The sequence below is a fragment of the Mycolicibacterium doricum genome (assembly GCF_010728155.1).
Classification (GTDB): Bacteria; Actinomycetota; Actinomycetes; order Mycobacteriales; family Mycobacteriaceae; genus Mycobacterium; species Mycobacterium doricum.
Window position 1 is genome coordinate 3,463,896 of record NZ_AP022605.1, and the last position, 20,870, is coordinate 3,484,765.

A 20,870-nucleotide genomic window follows, 5' to 3' on the forward strand; every position below is an offset into this window, starting at 1 on the left:
TGGCGCACCCATGCGTCCCGGCTCAGAACAGCGCGAACTGATCGCCCACCGTGGTGGCGTCGAAAAACTCCTCGATCCCGGTGCCTCCGACCACGTGGTCGAGCGCGCGCAGAAAGTCGGCGTCCGAGAGCACCGGGACGCCGTACTCCTGCGCCTGATAGCCCTTGCCCTGTTCGGCGTCGGGCTGGTTGCAGACCACCAGTGAGGTGTCGAGATCGACGGCGTCGGTGTAGGCCAGCCCGGCCGCGACGATTCGCTCGATCAGTTCCTCGTGGGTGCGGGTGACCTCGGCCGCCACCGCCACCCGCATCCCTTTCACCGGCGGGCGGCCCGGCAGGTAGCGGCCGGGGTTGAGGTACGGGCACGGCATGCGCGCGGCCACCGACCTGAGCGGGTGCACGTCGTCGTGGGTGACGCGGCCGTTGGGCCAGCGCCGCCGGCTCACCGGACGAGTGGGCAGCCAGGCCCGGCGCTCGCGGGCGCGGGCCAGCGACGGTTTGAGGATCTGGGCGAGCACCTGGGCGTCGTCGAGCGCATCATGCGGTTTGAGCTGCGGCACACCCCAGTGCGCGGCGAGCGTCTCCAGCCGCAGGTTCTCGGTGCCGAGGCAGAGGCGGCGCGCGAGTTCAACCGTACACATCACCGAGTCGACGGGTAGCTCGGCACCGACGAGTTCGGCCTCCGCGGTCAGGAACGAGTAGTCGAAACCGACGTTATGTGCCACGAGCGTGCGACCGCGCAGCAGTTCGGCGAGGTCGGCGACGACGTCGCCGAAGCGGGGCGCACCCTCGAGCATCTGCGCGGTCAGCCCGTGCACGTGTGTGGGTCCCGGGTCGACACCCGGGTTCAACAACGTGGCGAGGCTTCGTTCGACAGTGCCGTCGTGACGCACCGCCAGTGCGGCCATGCTGACGATGCGCGCCTGCCCCGGCCGGAAACCTGACGTCTCGACATCGACGACGGCCCACCCTGTACCGGTATCGACCGCCGGTCTACCCCAACCGTGGCTCACCACCTCAGCGTGGCACGCTCCTCCGACAATCTCGGATCGCAGCGGCGCGTGTCGGGCACCTAAACTGCCGGGGATGGTCACCCCTCGAGGACGCGCCGCGCTGGCGGCCGGAGCTGCCGCCCGGTGGGCGTCACGTGTCACGGGCCGCGGTGCGGGCGCGATGATCGGCGGGCTCGTCGCGATGACCCTGGACCGGTCGATCCTGCGTCAGCTCGGCGCCGGCCGGCGGACGGTCGTCGTCACCGGCACCAACGGCAAATCCACCACCACCCGGATGACCGCGGCCGCGCTGGGCACCCTCGGTGCGGTCGCCACCAACGCCGAGGGCGCGAACATGGACGCCGGGTTGGTCGCCGCGCTCGCCGCCGACCGCACGGCCACGCTGGCGGCGCTTGAGGTCGACGAGATGCACGTACCGCACGTGTCCGACGCGGTCGATCCGTCGGTCGTCGTACTGCTCAACCTGTCGCGCGACCAACTCGACCGGGTCGGCGAGATCAACCACATCGAACGCACCCTGCGCAGCGGTCTGGCCCGCCATCCGTCGGCGGTCGTGGTGGCCAACTGTGACGACGTGCTGATGACGTCGGCGGCATACGACCATCCGCGCGTGGTGTGGGTGGCCGCCGGCGGGAGTTGGGCCAACGATTCGGTGAGCTGCCCACGCTCTGGGGAAGTCATCGTCCGCGACGGCCGCGACTGGTACTCCACCGGCACCGATTTCAAGCGGCCCTCACCGCAGTGGTGGTACGACGACACCCATATCCACGGACCGGACGGACTTTCGCTGCCGATGACGCTGGCGCTACCCGGTGCGGTGAACCGCGGCAACGCTGCGCAGGCCGTCGCCGCGGCGGTGACCATGGGCGCCGAACCCGCGGCCGCGGTGGCCGCTGTCGAAACTGTCGACGAGGTGGCCGGGCGGTACCGGACGGTGCGCGTGGGTGACCACACGGCGCGGGTGCTGCTGGCCAAGAATCCCGCCGGCTGGCAGGAGGCATTGTCGATGGTCGACAAACACGGCGCCGGGGTGGTGATCGCGGTCAACGGGCAGGTGCCCGACGGCGAGGATCTGTCGTGGCTGTGGGATGTGCGGTTCGAGCATTTCGAGGACACGCAGGTGGTGGCCGCCGGGGAACGCGGCACCGACCTGGCGGTGCGGCTGGGATACGCGGGCGTCGAGCACACACTGGCGCATGACACCCTCGCCGCGATCAAGTCCTGTCCCCCCGGCCACGTCGAGGTGATCGCGAACTACACGGCGTTCCTGCAGCTCGACAGGCGGTTGAATCGCGGCGCCAAAGGGCAGGAGCGGCGCGACCGGGGGCAACATGGCTGACTCGACGGTGCGGATCGGGCTGGTGTTGCCCGACGTGATGGGCACCTACGGCGACGGCGGCAACTCCGTCGTGCTGCGTCAGCGGTTGCGGTTGCGTGGCATCGCCGCCGAGGTCGTGGAGATCACGCTGGCCGATCCGGTGCCCGCCGAACTGGACCTCTACACCCTCGGCGGCGCCGAGGACTACGCGCAGCGGCTGGCGACCAAACACCTGCAGCGCTATCCCGGGTTGCAGCAGGCCGCCGCGCGCGGGGCTCCGGTGCTCGCGATCTGCGCGGCGATCCAGGTGCTCGGCCACTGGTACGAGACCTCTTCGGGTGAACGGGTCGACGGCGTCGGGATGCTCGACGTGACGACAACCCCGCAACCCGCCCGTACGATCGGCGAAGTGGTGTCCCAGCCGTTGGCCGAAGGACTGCGCGACAAACTGACCGGCTTCGAAAACCACAGGGGCGGAACAACTCTCGGCACCGATGCGGCGCCGCTGGCGCGGGTCGAGAAGGGTGCGGGCAACCGCGACGGTGACGGCTTCGACGGGGCGGTGCAGGGCAGCGTCGTCGCCAGCTACCTGCACGGGCCGTGCCTGGCCCGCAACCCCGAGCTGGCCGACCACCTGCTGAGCAAGGTCGTCGGCGACCTGCCACCGCTGGACCTCGACGAGGTGGCGCGGCTGCGGCGGGAACGTCTGGCGGCGCCCCGTCGGGCCTAGGCGGCCGCCTGTCGCCCAAACGAACGAACGGGTGCCGAAGGCCGAGACGATGCGGGCATTTCGTCGATCTCGGCGCGACGCTTGTACGCCTCCCGCACGCGGGCGAGCACCGCGCCGGGGTGGTCTTCGTTGATCACCCGAACGACCTCCCAGCCGCACCGCCGGATCTTCTCCAACCGCCGGATGTCGTTGACGTACACCCGCCGGCTCCTCCGGTGGTGGTCGCCGTCGTACTCGACCGCCAACCGCAGGTCTCGCCACCCCATGTCGACGAAGCCGAACGGTTCGCCGCTTTCGTCGGTCACCGGGATCTGTGTCTGCGGAATCGGGAACCCGTCGTCGATCAACAGCAATCGCAACCAGCTTTCCTTGAGTGACTCCGCGCCCGGGTCGATCAGCGGCAGCAACTGCCGTAACTGGCGGACACCCCGCACCGGGCCGTAGCGGTCGATCAACGCCGTGACGTCTTTGGGCTCGAACGGCGCTGCCCGCATCAGCGCGTCGAGCCGACCCATGGCAACGGCCCGCTTCTGATACCGCCCCAGGTCGAAGGCGGTGCGCGCCCGCGTCGCCAGTCGCACACCGTCGGAGATGATCATCTCGTCGTCGGCGACGCGGTCCATCCGCACCAAGAGGCCCGCCTGCTTGCGTCGTTCGTGCACGAGAATCTCGATCGGTTCGTGATCGTCGACCCAGTCCGCGCCGTGCCATGCAGATGCGGCGACCCCGGTCACGATGCCGGCCCGTCCCGACGTCAGCCATGCGGCGAAGGTCCGGTCCCGCAGTGTCGGGTTGGCGTTCTTCGGGATGTACACACCACGGAATATCGGGCGATACCAGCGCCGCAGCTCGCTGCGCGGCAGGCCGCCGCCGAGGGCTTCTGCGCCCAGGAATACCTCAGTCATGGCCGCATGGTCGTCGACGGGTCTGACACCCCGCCGAGATCGACGAAATGGCGACATTCACTCGCACAAGTCCGCCCGTTTGTTCGTTTGGGGGAAAAGAAATCAGGCCATCGCGCGGCGGCCGGCCAACGCGCGGCCGAGCGTGAGCTCGTCGGCGAATTCGAGGTCGCCGCCCATCGGCAACCCCGAGGCGATCCGCGTGACGGTCAGCCCGGGGATGTCGCGCAGCATCCGCACCAGATACGTGGCAGTCGCCTCGCCCTCGGTGTTCGGATCGGTGGCGATGATGACCTCGGCCACGTCGATACCGTCGACCCGCTCGCCGATCCGGTTCAACAGCTCACGGATGCGCAGCTGATCCGGCCCCACGCCGCTCAACGGGTCCAGCGCCCCGCCCAACACGTGGTAGCGGCCGCGGAACTCCCGCGTGCGCTCGACGGCCTGCACGTCCTTGGGCTCCTCGACCACGCACACCAGCGACGCGTCACGCCGCGGATCGCTACAGATGCGGCAGCGGTCGGCGTCGGAGACGTTGCCGCACACCTCGCAGAATTTGACCCCGTCGCGAACCCGGTTCAGCACGGCGGTCAACCGGTCGATATCCGGCGGCTCGACGCTCAACAGGTGAAACGCGATCCGCTGAGCGCTCTTCGGGCCGATCCCCGGCAGCTTGCCGAGCTCGTCGATCAGATCCTGTACGGGGCCCTCAAACATGCAGCAGCAACTCAGAGGCCCGGGATGCCCAGGCCGCCCATTCCGCCCGCGAGCGGCCCGAGCCGGTCGTGCGCGAGGATGGTGACCTGCTTGGCGGCATCGGCGATCGCGCCGACGACGAGGTCCTGCAGCGTCTCGACGTCGTCGGGGTCGACGACCTTGGGGTCGATGGCCACCGCGGTGACCTCGCCGCTGCCCTTCATCGTGACCTGCACCAGACCGCCACCGGCCTGACCGTGCACCTCGGAGATGGCGAGCGACTCCTGCGCCTCCATGAGTTGCTGCTGCAACTGCTGAGCCTGCGCAAGCAGTGCGGACATATCGGGCTGGCCACCGGGTTGCATGCCTGTCCCCTTGCGTGTTGATGTCGCCTTGGTCTCGACTTGGTCTCTGTCGCCCCTATCCGGCGCTTCGGGGTTCAAGCGTAGTCCGCGCCCCGGCTACGGTGGCGCCCGTGCCTGCCAGCCTGCGTGTCGGAGCCGCGATCGCCACCAGCCTGCTCATCGCCGCCTCCATGATCGCCACGACGACGTTCGCCGCTCCCGCCTCCGCCGCTCCCGCCAACATGGCCGGAAAGATCGTCTTCCTCGATCCTGGTCACAACGGCGCCAACGACGCTTCGATCAGCAGGCAGGTGCCCACCGGCCGCGGCGGCACGAAGGACTGTCAGGCAAGCGGGACGTCGACCGAGGACGGTTACCCAGAGCACACGTTCGCGTGGGATACCACGCTGCGCATCCGCCAGGCCCTGACCGCGCTGGGGGTGCGGACCGCGATGTCGCGCGGCAACGACAACGCGCTGGGCCCCTGCGTCGACGAGCGGGCCGCCCTGGCCAACTCGATCCGGCCCCACGCGATCGTGTCCGTCCACGCCGACGGCGGGCCGTCGACCGGACGCGGCTTCCACGTGCTGTACTCCTCACCCCCGCTCAACGAGGCGCAAGCCGGTCCGGCGGTGCAGTTCGCCCGCGTCATGCGCGATCAACTCTCGGGATCGGGCTTCGTCCCGTCGACCTACATCGGTTCCGGTGGCCTGAATCCCCGCAGCGACATTGCCGGGCTCAACCTCGCCCAGTACCCGTCGATCCTGGTGGAACTGGGCAACATGAAGAACCCGGCCGACTCTGCGGTGATGAAGACGGCCCAAGGTAGGCAGCGCTACGCCGACGCGGTCGTGCGCGGCATCGCGGCCTTCCTCGCCGTTTCGTGAGCCCCGCCGTTTCGTGCGCCTCGCCGTTTCGTGAGCCTCGCCGCTTCGTGCGTGCTGTGCCGCAACGGCGCGTCAGGCGCCCTGCTCCACCTGACGCTTGAGATTTTCGAGGACCTGCGCCTGGATCTTCTTCAGGCCCAGCGGCGCGAACGTCTTCTCGAAGAAGCCCTTGACGCCGCCGGCGCCGGTCCACGAGGTCTTGACCGTCACCGAGGAGCCGGGGCCCGCCGGCGCGACGGTGTAGTTGGTCACCAGTGTGGAGTTGGCGTCCTTCTCGATGACGGTGTGGCCGGCGACGTCGACGGTGGCCTTGACGTCACGCACGCGGGACTTGGTGGCCTGCAGTTTCCAGGTGGCGACGGTTCCCGCGCCCTGACCGCCTTCGAGCACCCGGTAGTCGCGATAGTGCTCGGAGAGGATCTTGGGCCGGATGGTCTGGTAGTCGGCGACGGCTGCCAGGACCGCGGCCGGTTCGGCGTTGATCATGACGGTGCTCGACGCGCTGACCTGTCCCATGATGTGACACTCCTTCGTCGCGGTGCGGTCGCCGCGGCTGCGGCCGCGGACTAGCGTATATCTGTGTCTGTTGCTCCGACCGACGCACAGGCTGCTCACGCCGACGGCGTGGAGCGGCTACTCGCCAGCTACCGGGCAATTCCCCCGGCCGCCACCGTGCGTCTGGCCAAACCCACCTCCAACCTATTCCGTGCTCGCGCCAAGAGCACCGCGAAGGGACTGGACGTATCCGGCCTGACCGACGTGATCGCGGTCGACCCCGGCGCCCGCACCGCCGACGTCGCCGGTATGTGCACCTACGAGAATCTCGTCGCCGCAACGCTGCCGCACGGTCTGGCGCCGCTGGTGGTGCCTCAGCTCAAGACCATCACCCTCGGCGGGGCGGTGACCGGGTTGGGTATCGAGTCCACCTCGTTCCGCAACGGCCTGCCGCACGAGTCGGTACTGGAGATGGACATCCTGACCGGTGCGGGTGACGTCATCACCGCCAGCCGAGACCAACACCCGGATCTCTTTCATGCGTTCCCGAACTCCTACGGCACGCTCGGATACTCGGTTCGGTTGAAGATCGAACTCGAACCGGTCAAACCGTTCGTGGCGCTGCGGCATCTGCGTTCCCGGTCGCTCACCGAGTTGGTGGAGGTGATGGACCGCATCGTCGAGACCGGCGGTCTCGACGGCGAACCGGTCGACTACCTCGACGGGGTCGTCTTCAGCGCCGAGGAGAGCTACCTGTGCGTCGGTGTCCGCACCGAGATGCCCGGGTCGGTCAGCGACTACACCGGCCAGCAGATCTACTACCGGTCGATCCAGCACCCCGACGGTGAGAAGCGCGACCGGCTGACCATCCACGACTACCTGTGGCGCTGGGACACCGACTGGTTCTGGTGCTCACGGGCATTCGGTGCACAGAACCCGAAGATCCGGCGATTCTGGCCACACCGTTACCGCCGCAGCAGCTTCTACTGGAAGCTGATCGGCTACGACCAGCGATTCGGGATCGCCGACCGCATCGAGATCCGCAACGGCCGCCCACCCCGGGAACGCGTCGTCCAGGACATCGAGGTGCCGATCGGACGCACCGCCGAGTTCCTCACCTGGTTCCTGAAGAACGTGCCGATCGAGCCGATCTGGCTGTGCCCGTTGCAGCTGCGCGACGACACCAGCTGGCCGCTGTATCCCATCCGACCGCGGCACACCTACGTCAACGTCGGCTTTTGGTCGTCGGTGCCGGTCGGCCCGGAGGAGGGGCACACCAACAGGCTCATCGAGCGCAAGGTCAGTGAACTCGACGGGCACAAATCGCTGTATTCGGACGCGTACTACTCCCGCGACGAGTTCGAGGAACTCTACGGGGGTGAGACGTACAGGACGGTCAAGAAGGCGTACGACCCTGATGCACGTCTGCTGGATCTGTATGCCAAAGCGGTGCAGAGACGATGAGTGATGGTGCGAGCACTACGGAGGCAGCTATGACGACACGCGTACCCGGGCGGAAGCTCACGTTGGCGGAGATCCTCGAGATCTTGGTCGCGGCCCCCGAACCGTTGAAGTTCAGCGCATACGACGGAAGTACGGCCGGACCGACGGACGCGCAGCTCGGGGTGCACCTCAAGTCGCCGCGGGGCACCACCTATTTGGTGACCGCGCCGAGCGATCTCGGTCTGGCGCGCGCCTACGTCTCCGGTGGCCTCGAAATCACCGGCGTGCACCCTGGTGACCCGTATGAGCTGCTGCGATCGCTCGCCGAGAAGATGCAGTTCAAGCGTCCTCCAGCCAAGGTCCTGGCCAACATCGTGCGCTCGATCGGATTCGAACACCTCAAGCCGATCGCCCCGCCGCCACAAGAGACGCTGCCGCGGTGGCGGCGGATCGCGGAGGGCCTGCGGCACAGCAAGCACCGTGACGCCGAGGTGATCCACCACCACTACGACGTGTCGAACACGTTCTACGAGTGGGTGCTGGGACCCTCGATGACCTACACCTGCGCCTGCTACCCGTGCCTCGACGCGACCCTGGAGGAGGCGCAGGAGAACAAGTACCGCTTGGTGTTCGAGAAGCTGCGCCTGCAGCCCGGTGACCGACTGCTCGACGTCGGGTGCGGATGGGGCGGCATGGTCCGCTACGCCGCCCGACACGGCGTGAAGGCGGTCGGCGTCACGTTGTCGAAGGAACAGGCGCTGTGGGGGCAGAAGACGATCGCCGACCAGGGTCTGACCGACCTGGCCGAGATCCGGCACGGCGACTACCGCGACGTGCGCGAGATCGGGTTCGACGGGGTGTCGTCGATCGGGTTGACCGAACACATCGGCGTGCACAACTATCCGTCGTATTTCCGTTTCCTGCAGTCGAAGCTGGTCACCGGTGGGTTGCTGCTCAACCATTGCATCACCCGACCGGACAACCGGGCCGCGCCGATCGCCGGTGGTTTCATCGACCGCTACGTGTTCCCCGACGGGGAGCTCACCGGCTCCGGCCGCATCATCACCGAGGCGCAGAACGTCGGGTTCGAAGTGGTGCACGAGGAGAACCTGCGCCACCACTACGCGATGACTTTGCGCGACTGGTGCCGCAACCTCGTCGAGCACTGGGACGAGGCCGTCGACGAGGTGGGGCTCGGCACCGCGAAGGTTTGGGGCCTTTACATGGCGGGGTCGCGGCTCGGCTTCGAGACCAACATCGTTCAACTGCACCAGGTTCTGGCGGTCAAACTGGACGAGCGCGGCAACGACGGCGGGCTGCCGCTGCGGCCGTGGTGGTCGGCGTAGGCAGGGCCCTTCTCGCGCCGCTGCCGCGCGTGACTAGCTGCCCTCGATGCGACGCGCCCCGAGTTCGTTCTGCAGCAGTTCGAGCGCGGCCTCCTCGGGGTCCCGACGTGGGCCCGCCCCCTCGTGCACCACTTCGGCCAGCATGCTCTCCTCGTCGTCCTCCGGAGGCCGCGGAGCTGCGACGTTAGCCGGACGCACCGGTTCGGCGACCACGGGTGCCGGCCCGCCGCCCGCCTCGCACTGGATCTTCCAGTCCACGCCGAGCGCATCCTTGAGCGCTTCCCGGATGACGTCGGAGTTTCGTTGCTCTACAAGTCTTCTCGCCAGCGGAGCCGACTCGTGGCTCAGCACCAGCGTGTCGCCGTGGACCCCGCGGACGATCGCGCCGGCCAGCATCACGTCGATGGTGCGGCTGCGCTGACGGACCTTCTCCCGCACCGTCGTCCACATGCTGCGCACCGCCGCCGCATTGGGTGCACCGGCGACCGGAGGAGGTGTCGTCGCGGTCGCCCCGACCACCGGGTCCTCGGGCGGGCGCACCGGAGGCGGTGAGGGCGCGGCCGGCGGCGGCTCCTGCGGCTCCGGGCGGGCCTCGACGGGCGCCGCAGCGGCAGCGGCCGGTGCCGGTGCCGGCGCGTCGGCCACCTGACTCCGTCGGCTGAAGGTCTTCGTGGGTTCCGCAGGACGGGCGGCGACCGACATGTCCGACGCAGGGATCGACATGTCGAGGCGGGCCTCGATGCGCTCAACACGCTGCAGCAGAGCCGATTCGGTGTCGCTGGCCGACGGCAGCAGCAGGCGGGCGCACACCACCTCGAGCAGCAGCCGCGGGGCAGTCGCCCCGCGCATCTCCCCCAGCCCGGCGTGCACCACCTCGGCATAGCGGGTGAGCGTCGCGGCCCCCAGCCGGGCGGACTGCTCCCGCATCCGGTCCAGCACGTCACCCGGTGCGTCGACCACCCCGCGGGCGGCGGCGTCGGGCACGGCCTGCAGCACGATGAGGTCGCGGAACCGTTCGAGCAGGTCGACGGCGAACCGTCGCGGATCGTGCCCCGCATCGATGACGGATTCGACGGCGCCGAACAGCGCGGTGGCATCCCCGGCTGCCAACGCGTCGACCGCGTCGTCGATCAGCGCGACGTCGGTGGCACCCAGCAGCGCCAGCGCGCGCCCGTACTCGACCCGATTGCCCGCCGCGCCGGCCAGCAACTGGTCGAGCACCGAGAGCGTGTCGCGGGGCGAACCGCCACCGGCGCGGATGACCAACGGGTACACGGCATCGTCGACCGTGACGTCCTCGTCGGCGCAGATTCGCTCCAGCAGCGTGCGCATCGTCTTCGGCGCCAACAGGCGAAACGGGTAGTGGTGGGTGCGCGAACGGATCGTCGGCAGCACCTTCTCGGGTTCGGTGGTGGCGAACACGAAGATCAGGTGCTCCGGCGGCTCCTCGACGATCTTGAGCAACGCGTTGAAGCCCGCCGTGGTGACCATGTGCGCTTCATCGACGATGAAGATGCGGTAGCGGGACTGCGCGGGGGCGTAGAACGCCCGGTCGCGTAGTTCACGGGTGTCGTCCACACCGCCGTGGCTTGCCGCGTCCAGTTCGGTGACGTCCATGTTGCCCGGACCGTTGGGGGCCAGAGCCACACACGAGTCGCACGTTCCACACGGTGTCGGAGTCGGCCCCTGCTCACAGTTGAGCGAGCGGGCCAGGATGCGCGCCGACGACGTCTTCCCGCAGCCACGGGGGCCGGAGAACAGGTAGGCGTGGTTGATCCGGCCCGCCGACAGCGCCGTCGACAGCGGCTCGGTGACATGCTCCTGCCCGACCACCTCCGCGAAGGTCGCCGGTCGGTACTTCCGGTAGAGCGCCACGGTCAGCAGGCTACCGAGGGACTACGACCGACGGTCAACCGAGCAGTGACTCGGTGGCGGCCAGCAGCGCACACGTCGCCAGGCCGTCGATGGCCGACCGCAGGTCGTCCTCCGAGGGGAACGACGGGGCGATCCGGATGTTTCTGTCATCCGGATCTTTTCGATACGGGAAAGCCGACCCGGCTTCGGTCACCGCGATGCCCGCGTCCTTGGCCAGCGCGACCGTGCGCCTGGCGGTGCCCGGCCACACGTCGAGGCTGACGAAGTACCCGCCCTTCGGGTCGGTCCATGAGGCGATCTTCGACGCGCCCAGCCGATCCTCGAGGACCTGACCGACGAGCGCGAACTTGGGCGCCAGCAGTTCCCGGTGGCGCTGCATGTGCAGTCGCACGCCGTCGGCGTCACCGAAGAACTTCAGGTGTCGCAACTGGTTGACCTTGTCCGGGCCGATCGTCTTCTTGCCGGCGTGCCGAAGGTACCAGGCGATGTTGCCCACCGAACCGCCCAGGAAGCTGACCCCGGCGCCGGCGAAGGTGATCTTGCTGGTCGAGGCGAACACCAGCGGCCGGTTCTGGTTGCCCGCGGCGGCCGCCAGACCAAGCACGTCGACCTGCCGGGTGAAGTGCGGCGTCAGGGTGTGCACGGCGTAGGCGTTGTCCCAGAACAGACGGAAGTCGCTTGCGGCGGTACGCATCTGCACCAGCCGTCGGACGACCTCCCAGGAGTAGGTAACGCCGGTGGGGTTGCCGAACACCGGAACGCACCACATGCCCTTGATGGCCGGATCGGCGGCGACGAGTTCCTCGATGAGGTCGACGTCGGGGCCGTCTTCGAGCATCGGCACGGAGATCATCTCGATGCCGAGGTTCTCGGTGATCGCGAAGTGCCGGTCGTAGCCGGGCGCCGGGCACACGAACTTGACGACCGGCTCGGCGACCCAGGGCCGCGGCGAGTCGACTCCGCCGTGCAGCATCGAGAACACCACGGTGTCGTGCATCAGCTCCAGGCTCGCGTTGTTGCCCGCGATCAGGTTAGGCACGGGGATGCCGAGCAGTTCGCCGAAGATCGCGCGCAGTTCCGGCAGACCGTGCAGCCCGCCGTAGTTGCGGACGTCGGTGCCCTCGCTGTCGCGGTAGGTATCCCGGCCGGGGAGTCCGAGTAGCGCGTTCGACAGGTCGAGCTGGGCAGGCGACGGCTTGCCACGGGTCAGGTCCAGGCGCAGACCCTTGCCCTGCAGTTCGGTGTAATTGCGCTGCTGCCGCTCGTGCTCGGCGGTCAGGCCGTCGCGGCTGAGGGAATGGAACGACACCGCGAGCCTTTCGCCTGGGTACCGAGAGCGGAAAAGGGGGACCCCGCGCACCCGCCAGAGCCCGTTGACCCTTGCTGCCTTCCGGCCCTGGGGGAGTTCACAGGATGGACGCCGCGCGGGGTCCGACGTGAGTGTAGTACCCGCGTCGGACGCATCATCGACTGGAGCGTCGGCCCCGTCGGCTACCATGGCCCGCGGAGGATTCGCCTAGTGGCCTATGGCGCTCGCCTGGAACGCGGGTTGGGTTAACGCCCTCGCGGGTTCAAATCCCGCATCCTCCGCACTCGGTCCGGGGTGCGATCAGCGATCCGAGGTGCTGATCGCGCCGCCGGCCCATCAATCTGGAGGAGGAGTATGCGGCGCTCGGTGGCGGTCATCTGGCACGCATCGTTCTCCGTCATCGCTGCTGTCCTCTACTTCTTCTTCGTCCTGCCCCGATGGTTCGAGCTCATCGGGTCGACGTCGCACACGCTGGGCACGGTGCTGCGGATCGTCACCGGCGCGCTGATCGGCCTCGCCGCGCTGCCCGTGGTGTTCACGCTGCTGCGCACCCGCCGCCCCGATTTGGGCACTCCTGAGCTGGCGTTGCGGTTGCGCACTGCGTCGATCGCTCTGCACGCGCTGGCCGGCGCCCTGATTCTGGGCGCCGCGATCAGCGAGGTCTGGCTCGACCTCGACTCCGCGGGAACCTGGCTGTTCGGCATCTACGGCGGGGCCGCCGCAATCGCGCTACTCGGCATCTTCGGCTTCTACCTGGCCTTCGTCGCCGAGATGCCGCCGCCGCCGCCGAAGCCGCTCAAACCGAAGGCGCAGACCCGTCGCGGCCGTCGCAAGGCGGCCAAGGCGAACGCCGCCGATGAGTCGGACGACACCGGGGATACCGGGAACACCGACACGGCGGACGAAGACGCGACTGCGGAAGCTGAGCGCTCGGAATCCGACGAGGCCGTCGTCGAAGGTACCGAGGCAACTGAGGCTGATGAGGCTGATGAGGCTGATGGGGACAGCGGCGCGGCCGAGTCAGCGGAGAGCGAAGGTGCGCGAGACGAACCCGCCGGCGGCCGGCTGCGCAACCGACGTCCGTCCGGCAAGGGCGAATCTGCACGCCGGCGTCGCCGTCTGCGCGGCGGAATCGCCGTCGAAGACTGAGGTCAGCGCCCTGGCGTCGACACCGAGCGGTCTGATCACGAACAATGTGGCAGAACCCAAGTTACAAAACGCCGTCGAAGGGCAATTAATGGGCATGCCTGGTCTCCGTTGGGTGTCTGTGTTCTCGGCCGTGCTGGCCGCGCTGCTCACACTGGTCGGTCCGTTGGCGCCGGCTACCTCGAGCGCCGTACCCGCTGACCCGGTCGCGGCGGCGGCAGCCGTCGAACCGGCAGTGGCGCGGATCGACACCGAGATCGACTACCAGAGCGCCATCGGCACCGGCACCGGTGTCGTGCTCGATCCAGGCGGCCAAGTGCTGACGAACTACCACGTCGTCCAGGGCGCCGATCGGCTCAACGCCACCGTCGCGGGCCGGTCGTATCCGGCCGAACTCGTCGGTTATGACCGCGGCCGCGATATCGCGGTGATCCAGTTGCTGGGGGCGGGTGGTCTGCCGGTTGCGCCGATCGGCGACTCTGCGGCGCTGGTACCCGGTGAGCCCGTCGTCGCCCTCGGCAACGCGCAGGGCTCCGCCGCGCCGTTGACCCGCGAGTACGGCACCGTCACCGCCTTCGGCCGCACGGTCGAGGCCGAGGACTCATTGACCGGCGCCTCCGACCAGCTCACCGGCCTGATCGAGTTCGCCGCGCCCGTGCGCGCGGGCGATTCGGGCGGACCGGTCGTCAACAGCGCCGGCCAGGTCGTCGGCATCACCACCGCCGCGTCGGTGAACTACCGGATGGGGCCCGGCGGCAAGGGCTTCGCCATCCCGATCAACGAGGCGATCGGCGTGGCGAACCAGATCCGGTCACGGGTGCCGTCGGACACCGTCCACATCGGACCACCCGCGCTGCTCGGCGTCGGCGTCCGGACCGCCCCGAGCGACGTGCCGGGTGTCCTCATTCAGGAGGTGCTGCGCGGCGGACCCGCCGAGGCGGCCGGGCTGATGGACCGAGACGTGCTTATCGCGATCAATGGAACCCGTCTCACGTCGGCCACCGCGCTGACCTACACGCTGGACCGGTTCTACCCTGGCGACGTCGTGGATGTGACGTGGATCGACCGGTTCGGCCAAGAGCGCACCGCCAAGGTGACACTGGCTCCCGGGCCCTGAACCTTCACCCTCACACCAGTCGCTCCAGCCGGGTGATCCCCGGGTCGAGTTCGAACCCGAACTGTCCAACCAGCCCGGGTCACAACCGGTTGCCCTCGTCGGCCCAGTGGGCGGCCACCTTCTTACTTGGCTGAACCCGTGGCGGCTCGCCAGGCATCTTGGGGTAATTGGGCGGGTACGGCAGATCGCCCAGGCCTCGCTCCTCGTCGGCGACCACCATTTCCAGCAACGTCTCGATCGACTGCGGATTGTCGTCGATTCCCGCCCACGGATCAGGCCGGGTTGCAAGGAATTTCGGCACGGTAGTGATCGTGTAGTCGTCGGGGTCGGCGTCGGCGAGTTCGGCCCAGGTGAGCGGTGTCGACACCGTCGCGATCGGCGTCTTGCGCGCCGAATAGGCCGAGGCGAAGGTGCGGTCGCGGGCGTTCTGATTGTAGTCGATGAACAACCGCTCGCCGCGCTGCTCCTTCCACCACGAGGTGGTGACGGCATCAGGTGCGCGCCGCTCGACCTCGCGGGCCAGTGCGATCCCCGCGCGCCGCACCGCGACGAAATCCCAGTCGGCCTTGATTCGCAGGAACACGTGGATTCCGCGCCCTCCCGAGGTCTTCGGATAACCGAGCAGTCCTAGTTCACCGAGCAGCGGTTTGAGGACGTCGACGGCGATCACGCTGGCCTCCCGAAAACCCATGCCGGGCTGCGGGTCGAGGTCTATGCGGAGTTCGTCGGGATGTTCGACGTCGGGACAGCGCACCTGCCACGGATGCAGTGTGATCGTTCCCATCTGCGCCGCCCAGGCGATCGACGCCGGATGGGTGACCTTCAGCGCGTCCGCGGTACGGCCGGACGGGAACGTCACGGTGCACGTCTCGAGATAGTCGGGATGCTTCTGCGGGACCCGCTTCTGGTAGATCTCCTCGCCGTCGATCCCGTCGGGGAACCGCTGCAGATGCACGGGACGGTTTCGCAGCAGTGACACCATCTGCTTGCTGACGGACAGGTAGTACTCCACCAGCTTCCGTTTGGTGCCTTCCGAACCGAGCTTGGGGAAGTAGACCTTGTCCGGGTTGGTCAGCCGGACGGCGACACCGTCGACGTCGACTTCCTCTGCCGGCGTTGCCATCAGGATTCCAGGACGTCGTAGAGGTCGTAGGTGAGCGGGACCTCCAGCTGATCGAAGGTGCAGCTGGCCGGATCTCGGTCCGGTCGCCACCGCCGGAACTTCACGGCATGTCGGAAACGCCTGCCTTGCAACGGGTTGCCCTCCATCTGGTCGTAAGCGACCTCGGCGACCTTCTCTGGCCGGACCGGTATCCAGCGCTTGTCCGCCGCGGAATTCCACCGGCTCGGATCGCCCTCCCGCACCTCGTCCCCTTCGCGCAGCGGTTCCAGTTCGGCGAGCAGTTTGAGCCGGTCCTTGGCGGTGAAAGACGCCGCACCGCCGACCATGTGAAGATCGCCGCCGTCGGTGTAGAGGCCGAGCAAGACCGAGCCGATCCCTTCCCCGCTCTTGTGGATGCGGTATCCGACGGCCACACAGTCGGCGTCGCGGGCGTGTTTGACCTTGACCATCTCCCGCTTCCCCGGCAGATACGACCCGTCGAGGCGTTTGGCGATCACCCCGTCGAGGCCGGCGCCCTCGAACTCCTCCAGCCACCGCGCGCCGAGGGCAGGGTCCTCGGTGGTGCGGGTGACGTGGCACCACGTCTTCTCCTCGACTGCGTCCATCAGAGCCTGGCGCCGATTTCGGAACGGCTCCTTCATCAGCGACGCGTCCCCGACGGCGATCGCGTCGAACCCGATGAAATGCGCGGGCGTCTGTTCGGAGAGCATCTTGATGCGCGACGCGGCCGGGTGGATGCGTTGGCTCAGCGACTCCCAGTCCAGCCGTGTGCGGCCGCCGATCTCACGCGGCACGACGATCTCACCGTCGAGCACACAGCGAGGGGTGAGTTCGTCGCGCACCGAAACGAGGACCTCGGGGAAGTAGCGGCCGAGGTCCTTCCCGCTACGGGAAAGCAGAACCACGTCGTCGCCGTCACGGAAGACCAGCGCCCGGAAACCGTCCCACTTCGGTTCGTACGACCAGACACCGGGGTGGTCGGGCACTTTGGCCTGCGCCTTGGCGAGCATGGGTTCGAGCGGCGGTCTGACGGGGAGATCCACGGCTTCCATACTCACGCAGACCGGGGTACCCCGACAACGTCATCGGAGCTTTGGTCATCGAGGTCGTGTCAGAAGGGCGGCGGGTCGTCGCCGTAGTCCGGGGTGGGGCTCGCGCTCTTGCTCGGCGAGCGCCGTGCGGCGGCGTTGTGGTTGCGTTCGGCTTTGATGCGTGTGGTGTTCTGGGCGGCGCGGGTGCGTCGTCGTTTCGGCATCTTGGTGATGCGGTCGGGGTCGGGCGGGGTGGGGTCAGCGGCGGTAGCTCGGTGGTGGTGGTGTTCCAGCGGGGGAACAACAGTCGGCTTGCCGGCACGGTGGTGTAGCGCTGGGCGGCTGGGGTGGTCCAGGTCACGGTGCCGTCGGGTGACTGTTCGTCGCGCCAGCCGTCCCAGAACGTTTTCCCCAGGTGGTGGGTGCGGCATGTGCAGTTCAGGTTGGAGGCGTGGGTGGGCCCGTGGGGCCAGGGCACGACGTGGTCGATGTCGCAGCGTTGGGCGGGCACGGTGCAGCCGGGGAATCGGCAGAACAGGTCACGGGCGCGCACGAACGCGGCCAGCTTGGCTGAGGGGCGGTAGTGCGGTTCGGGATCGCCGCCGGGTAGCCAGAGTTGTTTGATCGCCGCGCCGTTGCGGATCGCCTCGGCCAACGCCGCGATCGGCAGGATCGTCGCCCCGGGCAGCAGTGCCACGCCCGAGTCCTGGTCGCAAGGACGAGGATTAGGCACTTCCGGGTCGGGCTCGGGGTTTGGCTGGGGGTCGGCTACCGAGTCGGATCCCGGCGCCGATGATTCATCTTGACGAAACGGTCGGGGGGCGGGCTCGGCTCTGTGGGCCTGCTGGCTTTGTTGTGCGCGGTCCTCGGCGGCGATCAGCTTCTGGGCGGCCTCGACGGCGGCCGGATCGGCGATCACCGTGATGACGACATTGGAGCTGGTCGGTGCTGACGCCGGGCAGTCGGGTGATCCGCACCGGCAGGGTAGGCGGTCGTGGCCCTGGATGATCGCCCCCACCGCGCATGAGCGCCGCTCGCCGATGGTGCGGGGGTCGTCGTCGCAGACCCCTTTGAGCATCGCGGTGATCCGGGCCGACAGCACCTCAGCGTCACAGCCGAGCAGCTGACCCCAGACCGTGACCAGCGCGTCGGGGTCCTGCAGCGTCCCGATCCGGAAGTCGCGGGTCGTGAGGACCTGTTTGGCGCGGATCACTGCATCCGGGTCATACCGGTTGATCACCGCGTCGACCGCGCGGGTCAACCGTTCGTCGGACAACGGCCCCCACCGCTGCGCTTGGCCGGCCAGCGCGGCGTCGAGCAGCGCCAGCAGCTGGGTGTCCTCGACCAGGCGGGTACGCCAGGTGATCTCGCAGATCAGGCGGGTGCTCAACCGGCCCTGCAGGTACAGCGCCGCGATCCGGGGCAGCCGGTCGCGCAACGCGACCGCGATCCGCATCTGCCCCGATGCCCGTTTGTGTCCGATGTTCAACGCGGCCCCGATCTCGGATGCCGCCGCAGCCCAGGAGTCGTAGACCCAGTGGTCATGTTCCTGGTCCTCGGTGACGCTCAGATGCGCCAGCTGCGCGATCGCGGCGAACTTCCGCGCCCCGGCCTGCGCCTCCTCACGCGCGGACTGCCCGATCGCAGCGATCAGCGCGGAGTCGTCCAGCCCCGCGAACACAGTATCGAACATACGTTCGATACTACGTGATCCTGGTGACACGTTTCAGCCTTCGGCTTGCGGGCGGGTGCTCGATCACGACGGTCATCGCCTCGGCGGTACGCCTCGCGACAATGGGCGGGACAATGGGCAGGTGGGACGGGTTCGGTCGGCGTGATCGGCACCCTCCCGATGTCCACCCGGCGCCGGCTCTTCAGCGAGCTTCAGCCGCTGGTCACCGGTTCCGCCACACCGCCCAGTTCAACCGCTGGCGGCCCGACCGCGATCCGCGCTCGGGCACCTACGCGCAACTCGAGCAGCCGGTTACCTTCAGCCTCGGCGACATCGCCCCGGGGCTGGGCGCCTGACTCAGACGGACACGGACTTCTTGGCGTTCCGCTTCTCGGCCATCTTGGCTTCGCGTTCGAGGCGGCGTTGCTTGGCGGTCTCGAACTTCTCGCACGTTTCCTCGAGTTCCTCCATCAGCACGCCGAGGTCGTCGCGCATGCGGGCGGCCTCACCGGTGAAGTCCTCGCGCTCGAAGATCCGCCACTTCTTGAGCACCGGCAAGACCACGTCGTCGAGGTGGATTCGCGGGTCGTAGACACCGCCGACGGCGATCACGACAGCCTTGCGGCGGAAGTCGGGGACGGTGTACCCGGGCATCTTGAAGTTGCGCAGGACGTGGTGCAGCGAATACATGGCCTGGTCGGGGGCGATGTCGAAGCCGGCCTCGGAGACGTCGCGGTAGAAGATCATGTGCAGGTTCTCGTCGGCCGAGACACGCTGAAGCAACTGGTCGGCGACCGGCTCCGAACATGCCTTGCCGGTGTTGCGATGCGAGACGCGGGTGGCGAGTTCCTGGAAGGTCACGTAGATGACCGAGTCGAACAAGCTCCGGGCGAAGAGCTTGTCCTCACCCTGCTGGTTCTGGCCCGGCGAGAAGCCGCGGGTCATCTGCTCGACGCGCAGTTCCTCGAGTTCCACCGGGTCGATCGCGCGGGTGACGGTCAGGTAGTCACGCAGCGCGATGCCGTGCCGGTTCTCCTCGGCCGTCCAGCGGTTGACCCACTGACCCCACGCGCCGTCGAGGCTGAAGTTCATCGCGATCTCGCGGTGATACGAGGGCAGGTTGTCCTCGGTCAGCAGGTTCTGCACCATCGCGGTCTGCGCGACCTCCGAGAGCTTCGATTGCTCGGGGTCCCAGTCCTGACCGCCCAGTGCGTAGAAATTCTTGCCGTCCGACCACGGAATGTAGTCGTGCGGGTTCCAGTCCTTGCGCATCCGCAGATGCCGGTTGAGATTGGCCTCCACGACCGGTTCGAGCTCGGTGAGCAGTTGGACTTCAGTCAGGTCTTTCGCCACGGCGTCCCCCAGATGTATGTGTCCACGGCGGTCACATGTAAGCGTACGGGGTAGGCCGGCCGGATCCCGAACCGACGCGCTCGGACGGCAAGATTGCGGTCATGACCCGTTCCCCCGCGGGCCGGTTCGCGCCGAGCCCGTCGGCCGATCTGCACATCGGCAATCTGCGCACCGCGGTGCTCGCCTGGCTCTTCGCCCGGTCCACCGGCCGACGTTTTCTGATGCGTGTCGAAGACCTCGACTACCGTGCCGACTCCGGCATCGCGGCCCGCCAACTCGACGATCTGGCCGCGCTGGGCCTAACCTGGGAGGGCCCCGCCGACTATCAGTCCGCCCACCGCGACCGGTACGACAGCGTCATCGACGGTCTGGTCGCCGCCGGCCTGGTCTACGAGTGCTACTGCAGCAGGCGGGACATCGCACAGGCACCGCGCGCGCCGCACGCACCCCACGGCGCCTATCCAGGGGTATGCCGCGACCTCTCCGACGCCGAACGCGAGGCGCGCCGAGATGAGACCAGCAGGCCACCCGCGCTTCGGTTGCGCACCGACGTCATCACCTACACGGTCACCGACCTGCTACACGGCACCTACACCGGTATCGTCGACGACTTCGTGGTCCGCCGCGGAGACGGTGTGCCGGCCTACAACCTCGCCGTGGTGGTCGACGACGCCGCCGCGGGCATCGACCAGGTAGTGCGCGGCCACGACCTGCTCAGCTCCTCACCGCGGCAGGCCTACCTCGCCCGGCTGCTCGGCCACCCCGAACCCGTCTACGCGCACGTGCCGTTGGTGCTCAACGAAGACGGCGCCCGCCTCGCCAAACGCGACGGGGCCGTGACGCTCGCCGAGATCGGGGTGGCGCGCGCGTTCGCCCAGATCACCGACTCGCTCGGCTGGCCCGCCGGCGACCTCGACGAACTGCTCTCGCGTTTCGACCCGGCCCGGCTGCCGCGACAGCCGTGGATATTTTCCCCGGACTGAGCACGAGCTACTCAACGAAGTCGCGGCCCGCGGCGATCAGCATTGGCATCCCCAGAATTAGCCGCCGAGATCGACGAAATGGTTAGCT

18 protein-coding genes, 1 tRNA gene, 1 other RNA gene and 2 pseudogenes are annotated in these 20,870 nt (G+C 68.3%); 10 read left to right on the forward strand and 12 right to left on the reverse strand.

Going from position 1 to position 20,870, the window contains the following annotated elements:
* Positions 1-22 precede the first annotated feature (22 nt).
* Complete coding sequence (locus G6N07_RS16960; RefSeq protein WP_085191917.1) at positions 23-1,015, reverse strand: DEDDh family exonuclease; 993 nt, start codon at positions 1,013-1,015, stop codon at positions 23-25.
* A 70-nt stretch (positions 1,016-1,085) separates the two neighbouring features.
* Here G6N07_RS16960 and G6N07_RS16965 point away from each other — a divergent pair, with 70 nt between their 5' ends.
* Together G6N07_RS16965 and G6N07_RS16970 are read left to right on the forward strand one after the other, a co-directional pair.
* The gene (locus G6N07_RS16965; RefSeq protein WP_085191919.1) at positions 1,086-2,351 is read left to right on the forward strand and encodes a Mur ligase family protein; all 1,266 of its coding nucleotides are present in this window, start codon (positions 1,086-1,088) and stop codon (positions 2,349-2,351) included.
* The gene (locus G6N07_RS16970; RefSeq protein ID WP_085191921.1) at positions 2,344-3,060 is read left to right on the forward strand and encodes a type 1 glutamine amidotransferase; all 717 of its coding nucleotides are present in this window, start codon (positions 2,344-2,346) and stop codon (positions 3,058-3,060) included. Before G6N07_RS16965 ends, G6N07_RS16970 begins: the two co-directional genes overlap by 8 nt.
* Here the strand turns inward: G6N07_RS16970 and G6N07_RS16975 are convergent.
* The 3 genes from G6N07_RS16975 to G6N07_RS16985 all read right to left on the reverse strand — a co-directional run bounded on the left by G6N07_RS16975 (position 3,057) and on the right by G6N07_RS16985 (position 5,023).
* Positions 3,057-3,965: a type IV toxin-antitoxin system AbiEi family antitoxin gene (locus G6N07_RS16975; RefSeq protein WP_085191923.1), complete on the reverse strand. Its 909-nt coding sequence runs from the start codon at positions 3,963-3,965 to the stop codon at positions 3,057-3,059. The two genes, G6N07_RS16970 and G6N07_RS16975, sit on opposite strands and share 4 nt — an antisense overlap.
* 102 nt (positions 3,966-4,067) lie before the next feature.
* Entirely contained in the window at positions 4,068-4,679 is a 612-nt protein-coding gene (recR, locus tag G6N07_RS16980; RefSeq protein ID WP_085191925.1) for a recombination mediator RecR, read from the reverse strand.
* Between the two features lie 11 nt (positions 4,680-4,690).
* A complete protein-coding gene (locus G6N07_RS16985) occupies positions 4,691-5,023 on the reverse strand; it encodes a YbaB/EbfC family nucleoid-associated protein (RefSeq protein WP_085191927.1) in 333 nt (110 codons plus the stop codon).
* A 110-nt stretch (positions 5,024-5,133) separates the two neighbouring features.
* Between G6N07_RS16985 and G6N07_RS16990 the strand changes: the two genes are divergently transcribed.
* Positions 5,134-5,889, forward strand: a complete 756-nt coding sequence (locus tag G6N07_RS16990) for an Rv3717 family N-acetylmuramoyl-L-alanine amidase (RefSeq protein WP_085191952.1) — start codon at positions 5,134-5,136, stop codon at positions 5,887-5,889.
* Between the two features lie 72 nt (positions 5,890-5,961).
* On the opposite strand, the gene G6N07_RS16995 is transcribed toward G6N07_RS16990, so the two are convergent.
* Positions 5,962-6,405, reverse strand: coding sequence for an SRPBCC family protein (locus G6N07_RS16995; RefSeq protein ID WP_085191929.1), 444 nt, complete (start codon positions 6,403-6,405; stop codon positions 5,962-5,964).
* 63 nt (positions 6,406-6,468) lie between these two features.
* On the opposite strand from G6N07_RS16995, the gene G6N07_RS17000 reads away from it, so the two are divergent.
* Together G6N07_RS17000 and G6N07_RS17005 are read left to right on the forward strand one after the other, a co-directional pair.
* Positions 6,469-7,848: an FAD-binding oxidoreductase gene (locus tag G6N07_RS17000; protein ID WP_085191931.1), complete on the forward strand. Its 1,380-nt coding sequence runs from the start codon at positions 6,469-6,471 to the stop codon at positions 7,846-7,848.
* Positions 7,849-7,877: 29 nt separating this feature from the next.
* On the forward strand, positions 7,878-9,173 hold the full coding sequence (locus G6N07_RS17005) for a class I SAM-dependent methyltransferase (protein WP_085191933.1): 1,296 nt from the start codon (positions 7,878-7,880) through the stop codon (positions 9,171-9,173).
* 33 nt (positions 9,174-9,206) lie between these two features.
* On the opposite strand, the gene G6N07_RS17010 is transcribed toward G6N07_RS17005, so the two are convergent.
* The 3 genes from G6N07_RS17010 to ffs all read right to left on the reverse strand — a co-directional run bounded on the left by G6N07_RS17010 (position 9,207) and on the right by ffs (position 12,485).
* The gene (locus tag G6N07_RS17010; RefSeq protein WP_085191935.1) at positions 9,207-11,048 is read right to left on the reverse strand and encodes a DNA polymerase III subunits gamma/tau; all 1,842 of its coding nucleotides are present in this window, start codon (positions 11,046-11,048) and stop codon (positions 9,207-9,209) included.
* 34 nt (positions 11,049-11,082) lie between these two features.
* On the reverse strand, positions 11,083-12,357 hold the full coding sequence (locus G6N07_RS17015; protein ID WP_085191937.1) for an aspartate aminotransferase type Ic: 1,275 nt from the start codon (positions 12,355-12,357) through the stop codon (positions 11,083-11,085).
* 31 nt (positions 12,358-12,388) lie between these two features.
* An RNA gene (gene ffs, locus G6N07_RS17020) (signal recognition particle sRNA small type) lies at positions 12,389-12,485 on the reverse strand.
* A 68-nt stretch (positions 12,486-12,553) separates the two neighbouring features.
* On the opposite strand from ffs, the gene G6N07_RS17025 reads away from it, so the two are divergent.
* The 3 genes from G6N07_RS17025 (at position 12,554) to G6N07_RS17035 (ending at position 14,620) form a co-directional block, all read left to right on the forward strand.
* Positions 12,554-12,638 (forward strand) — tRNA-Ser (locus tag G6N07_RS17025).
* 73 nt (positions 12,639-12,711) lie between these two features.
* The gene (locus tag G6N07_RS17030) at positions 12,712-13,506 is read left to right on the forward strand and encodes a lipid uptake coordinator LucA (RefSeq protein WP_085191939.1); all 795 of its coding nucleotides are present in this window, start codon (positions 12,712-12,714) and stop codon (positions 13,504-13,506) included.
* Positions 13,507-13,594: 88 nt separating this feature from the next.
* Positions 13,595-14,620, forward strand: a complete 1,026-nt coding sequence (locus tag G6N07_RS17035) for a S1C family serine protease (RefSeq protein WP_085191941.1) — start codon at positions 13,595-13,597, stop codon at positions 14,618-14,620.
* Between the two features lie 79 nt (positions 14,621-14,699).
* Here the strand turns inward: G6N07_RS17035 and ligD are convergent, their stop codons facing one another.
* From ligD to G6N07_RS17050, 3 genes and pseudogenes are all read right to left on the reverse strand, one after another.
* A complete protein-coding gene (ligD, locus tag G6N07_RS17040; RefSeq protein WP_085191942.1) occupies positions 14,700-15,743 on the reverse strand; it encodes a non-homologous end-joining DNA ligase in 1,044 nt (347 codons plus the stop codon).
* On the reverse strand, positions 15,743-16,795 hold the full coding sequence (locus G6N07_RS17045; RefSeq protein ID WP_085191944.1) for an ATP-dependent DNA ligase: 1,053 nt from the start codon (positions 16,793-16,795) through the stop codon (positions 15,743-15,745). The genes ligD and G6N07_RS17045 overlap by 1 nt, the downstream gene beginning before the upstream one ends.
* Before the next feature lie 59 nt (positions 16,796-16,854).
* Positions 16,855-18,467, reverse strand: a pseudogene (locus G6N07_RS17050) (DUF222 domain-containing protein).
* A 200-nt stretch (positions 18,468-18,667) separates the two neighbouring features.
* Between G6N07_RS17050 and ligC the strand changes: the two are divergent.
* Positions 18,668-18,802, forward strand: a pseudogene (gene ligC, locus G6N07_RS21100) (ATP-dependent DNA ligase); the annotation flags it as partial.
* A gap of 1 nt (position 18,803) precedes the next feature.
* Here the strand turns inward: ligC and G6N07_RS17060 are convergent.
* Positions 18,804-19,799, reverse strand: a complete 996-nt coding sequence (locus G6N07_RS17060; RefSeq protein WP_085192102.1) for an acyl-ACP desaturase — start codon at positions 19,797-19,799, stop codon at positions 18,804-18,806.
* A 101-nt stretch (positions 19,800-19,900) separates the two neighbouring features.
* Between G6N07_RS17060 and gluQRS the strand changes: the two genes are divergently transcribed.
* Positions 19,901-20,782 (forward strand): tRNA glutamyl-Q(34) synthetase GluQRS, encoded by an 882-nt coding sequence (gene gluQRS, locus G6N07_RS17065; protein WP_085192101.1) that lies wholly within the window; start codon positions 19,901-19,903, stop codon positions 20,780-20,782.
* Positions 20,783-20,870 lie beyond the last annotated feature (88 nt).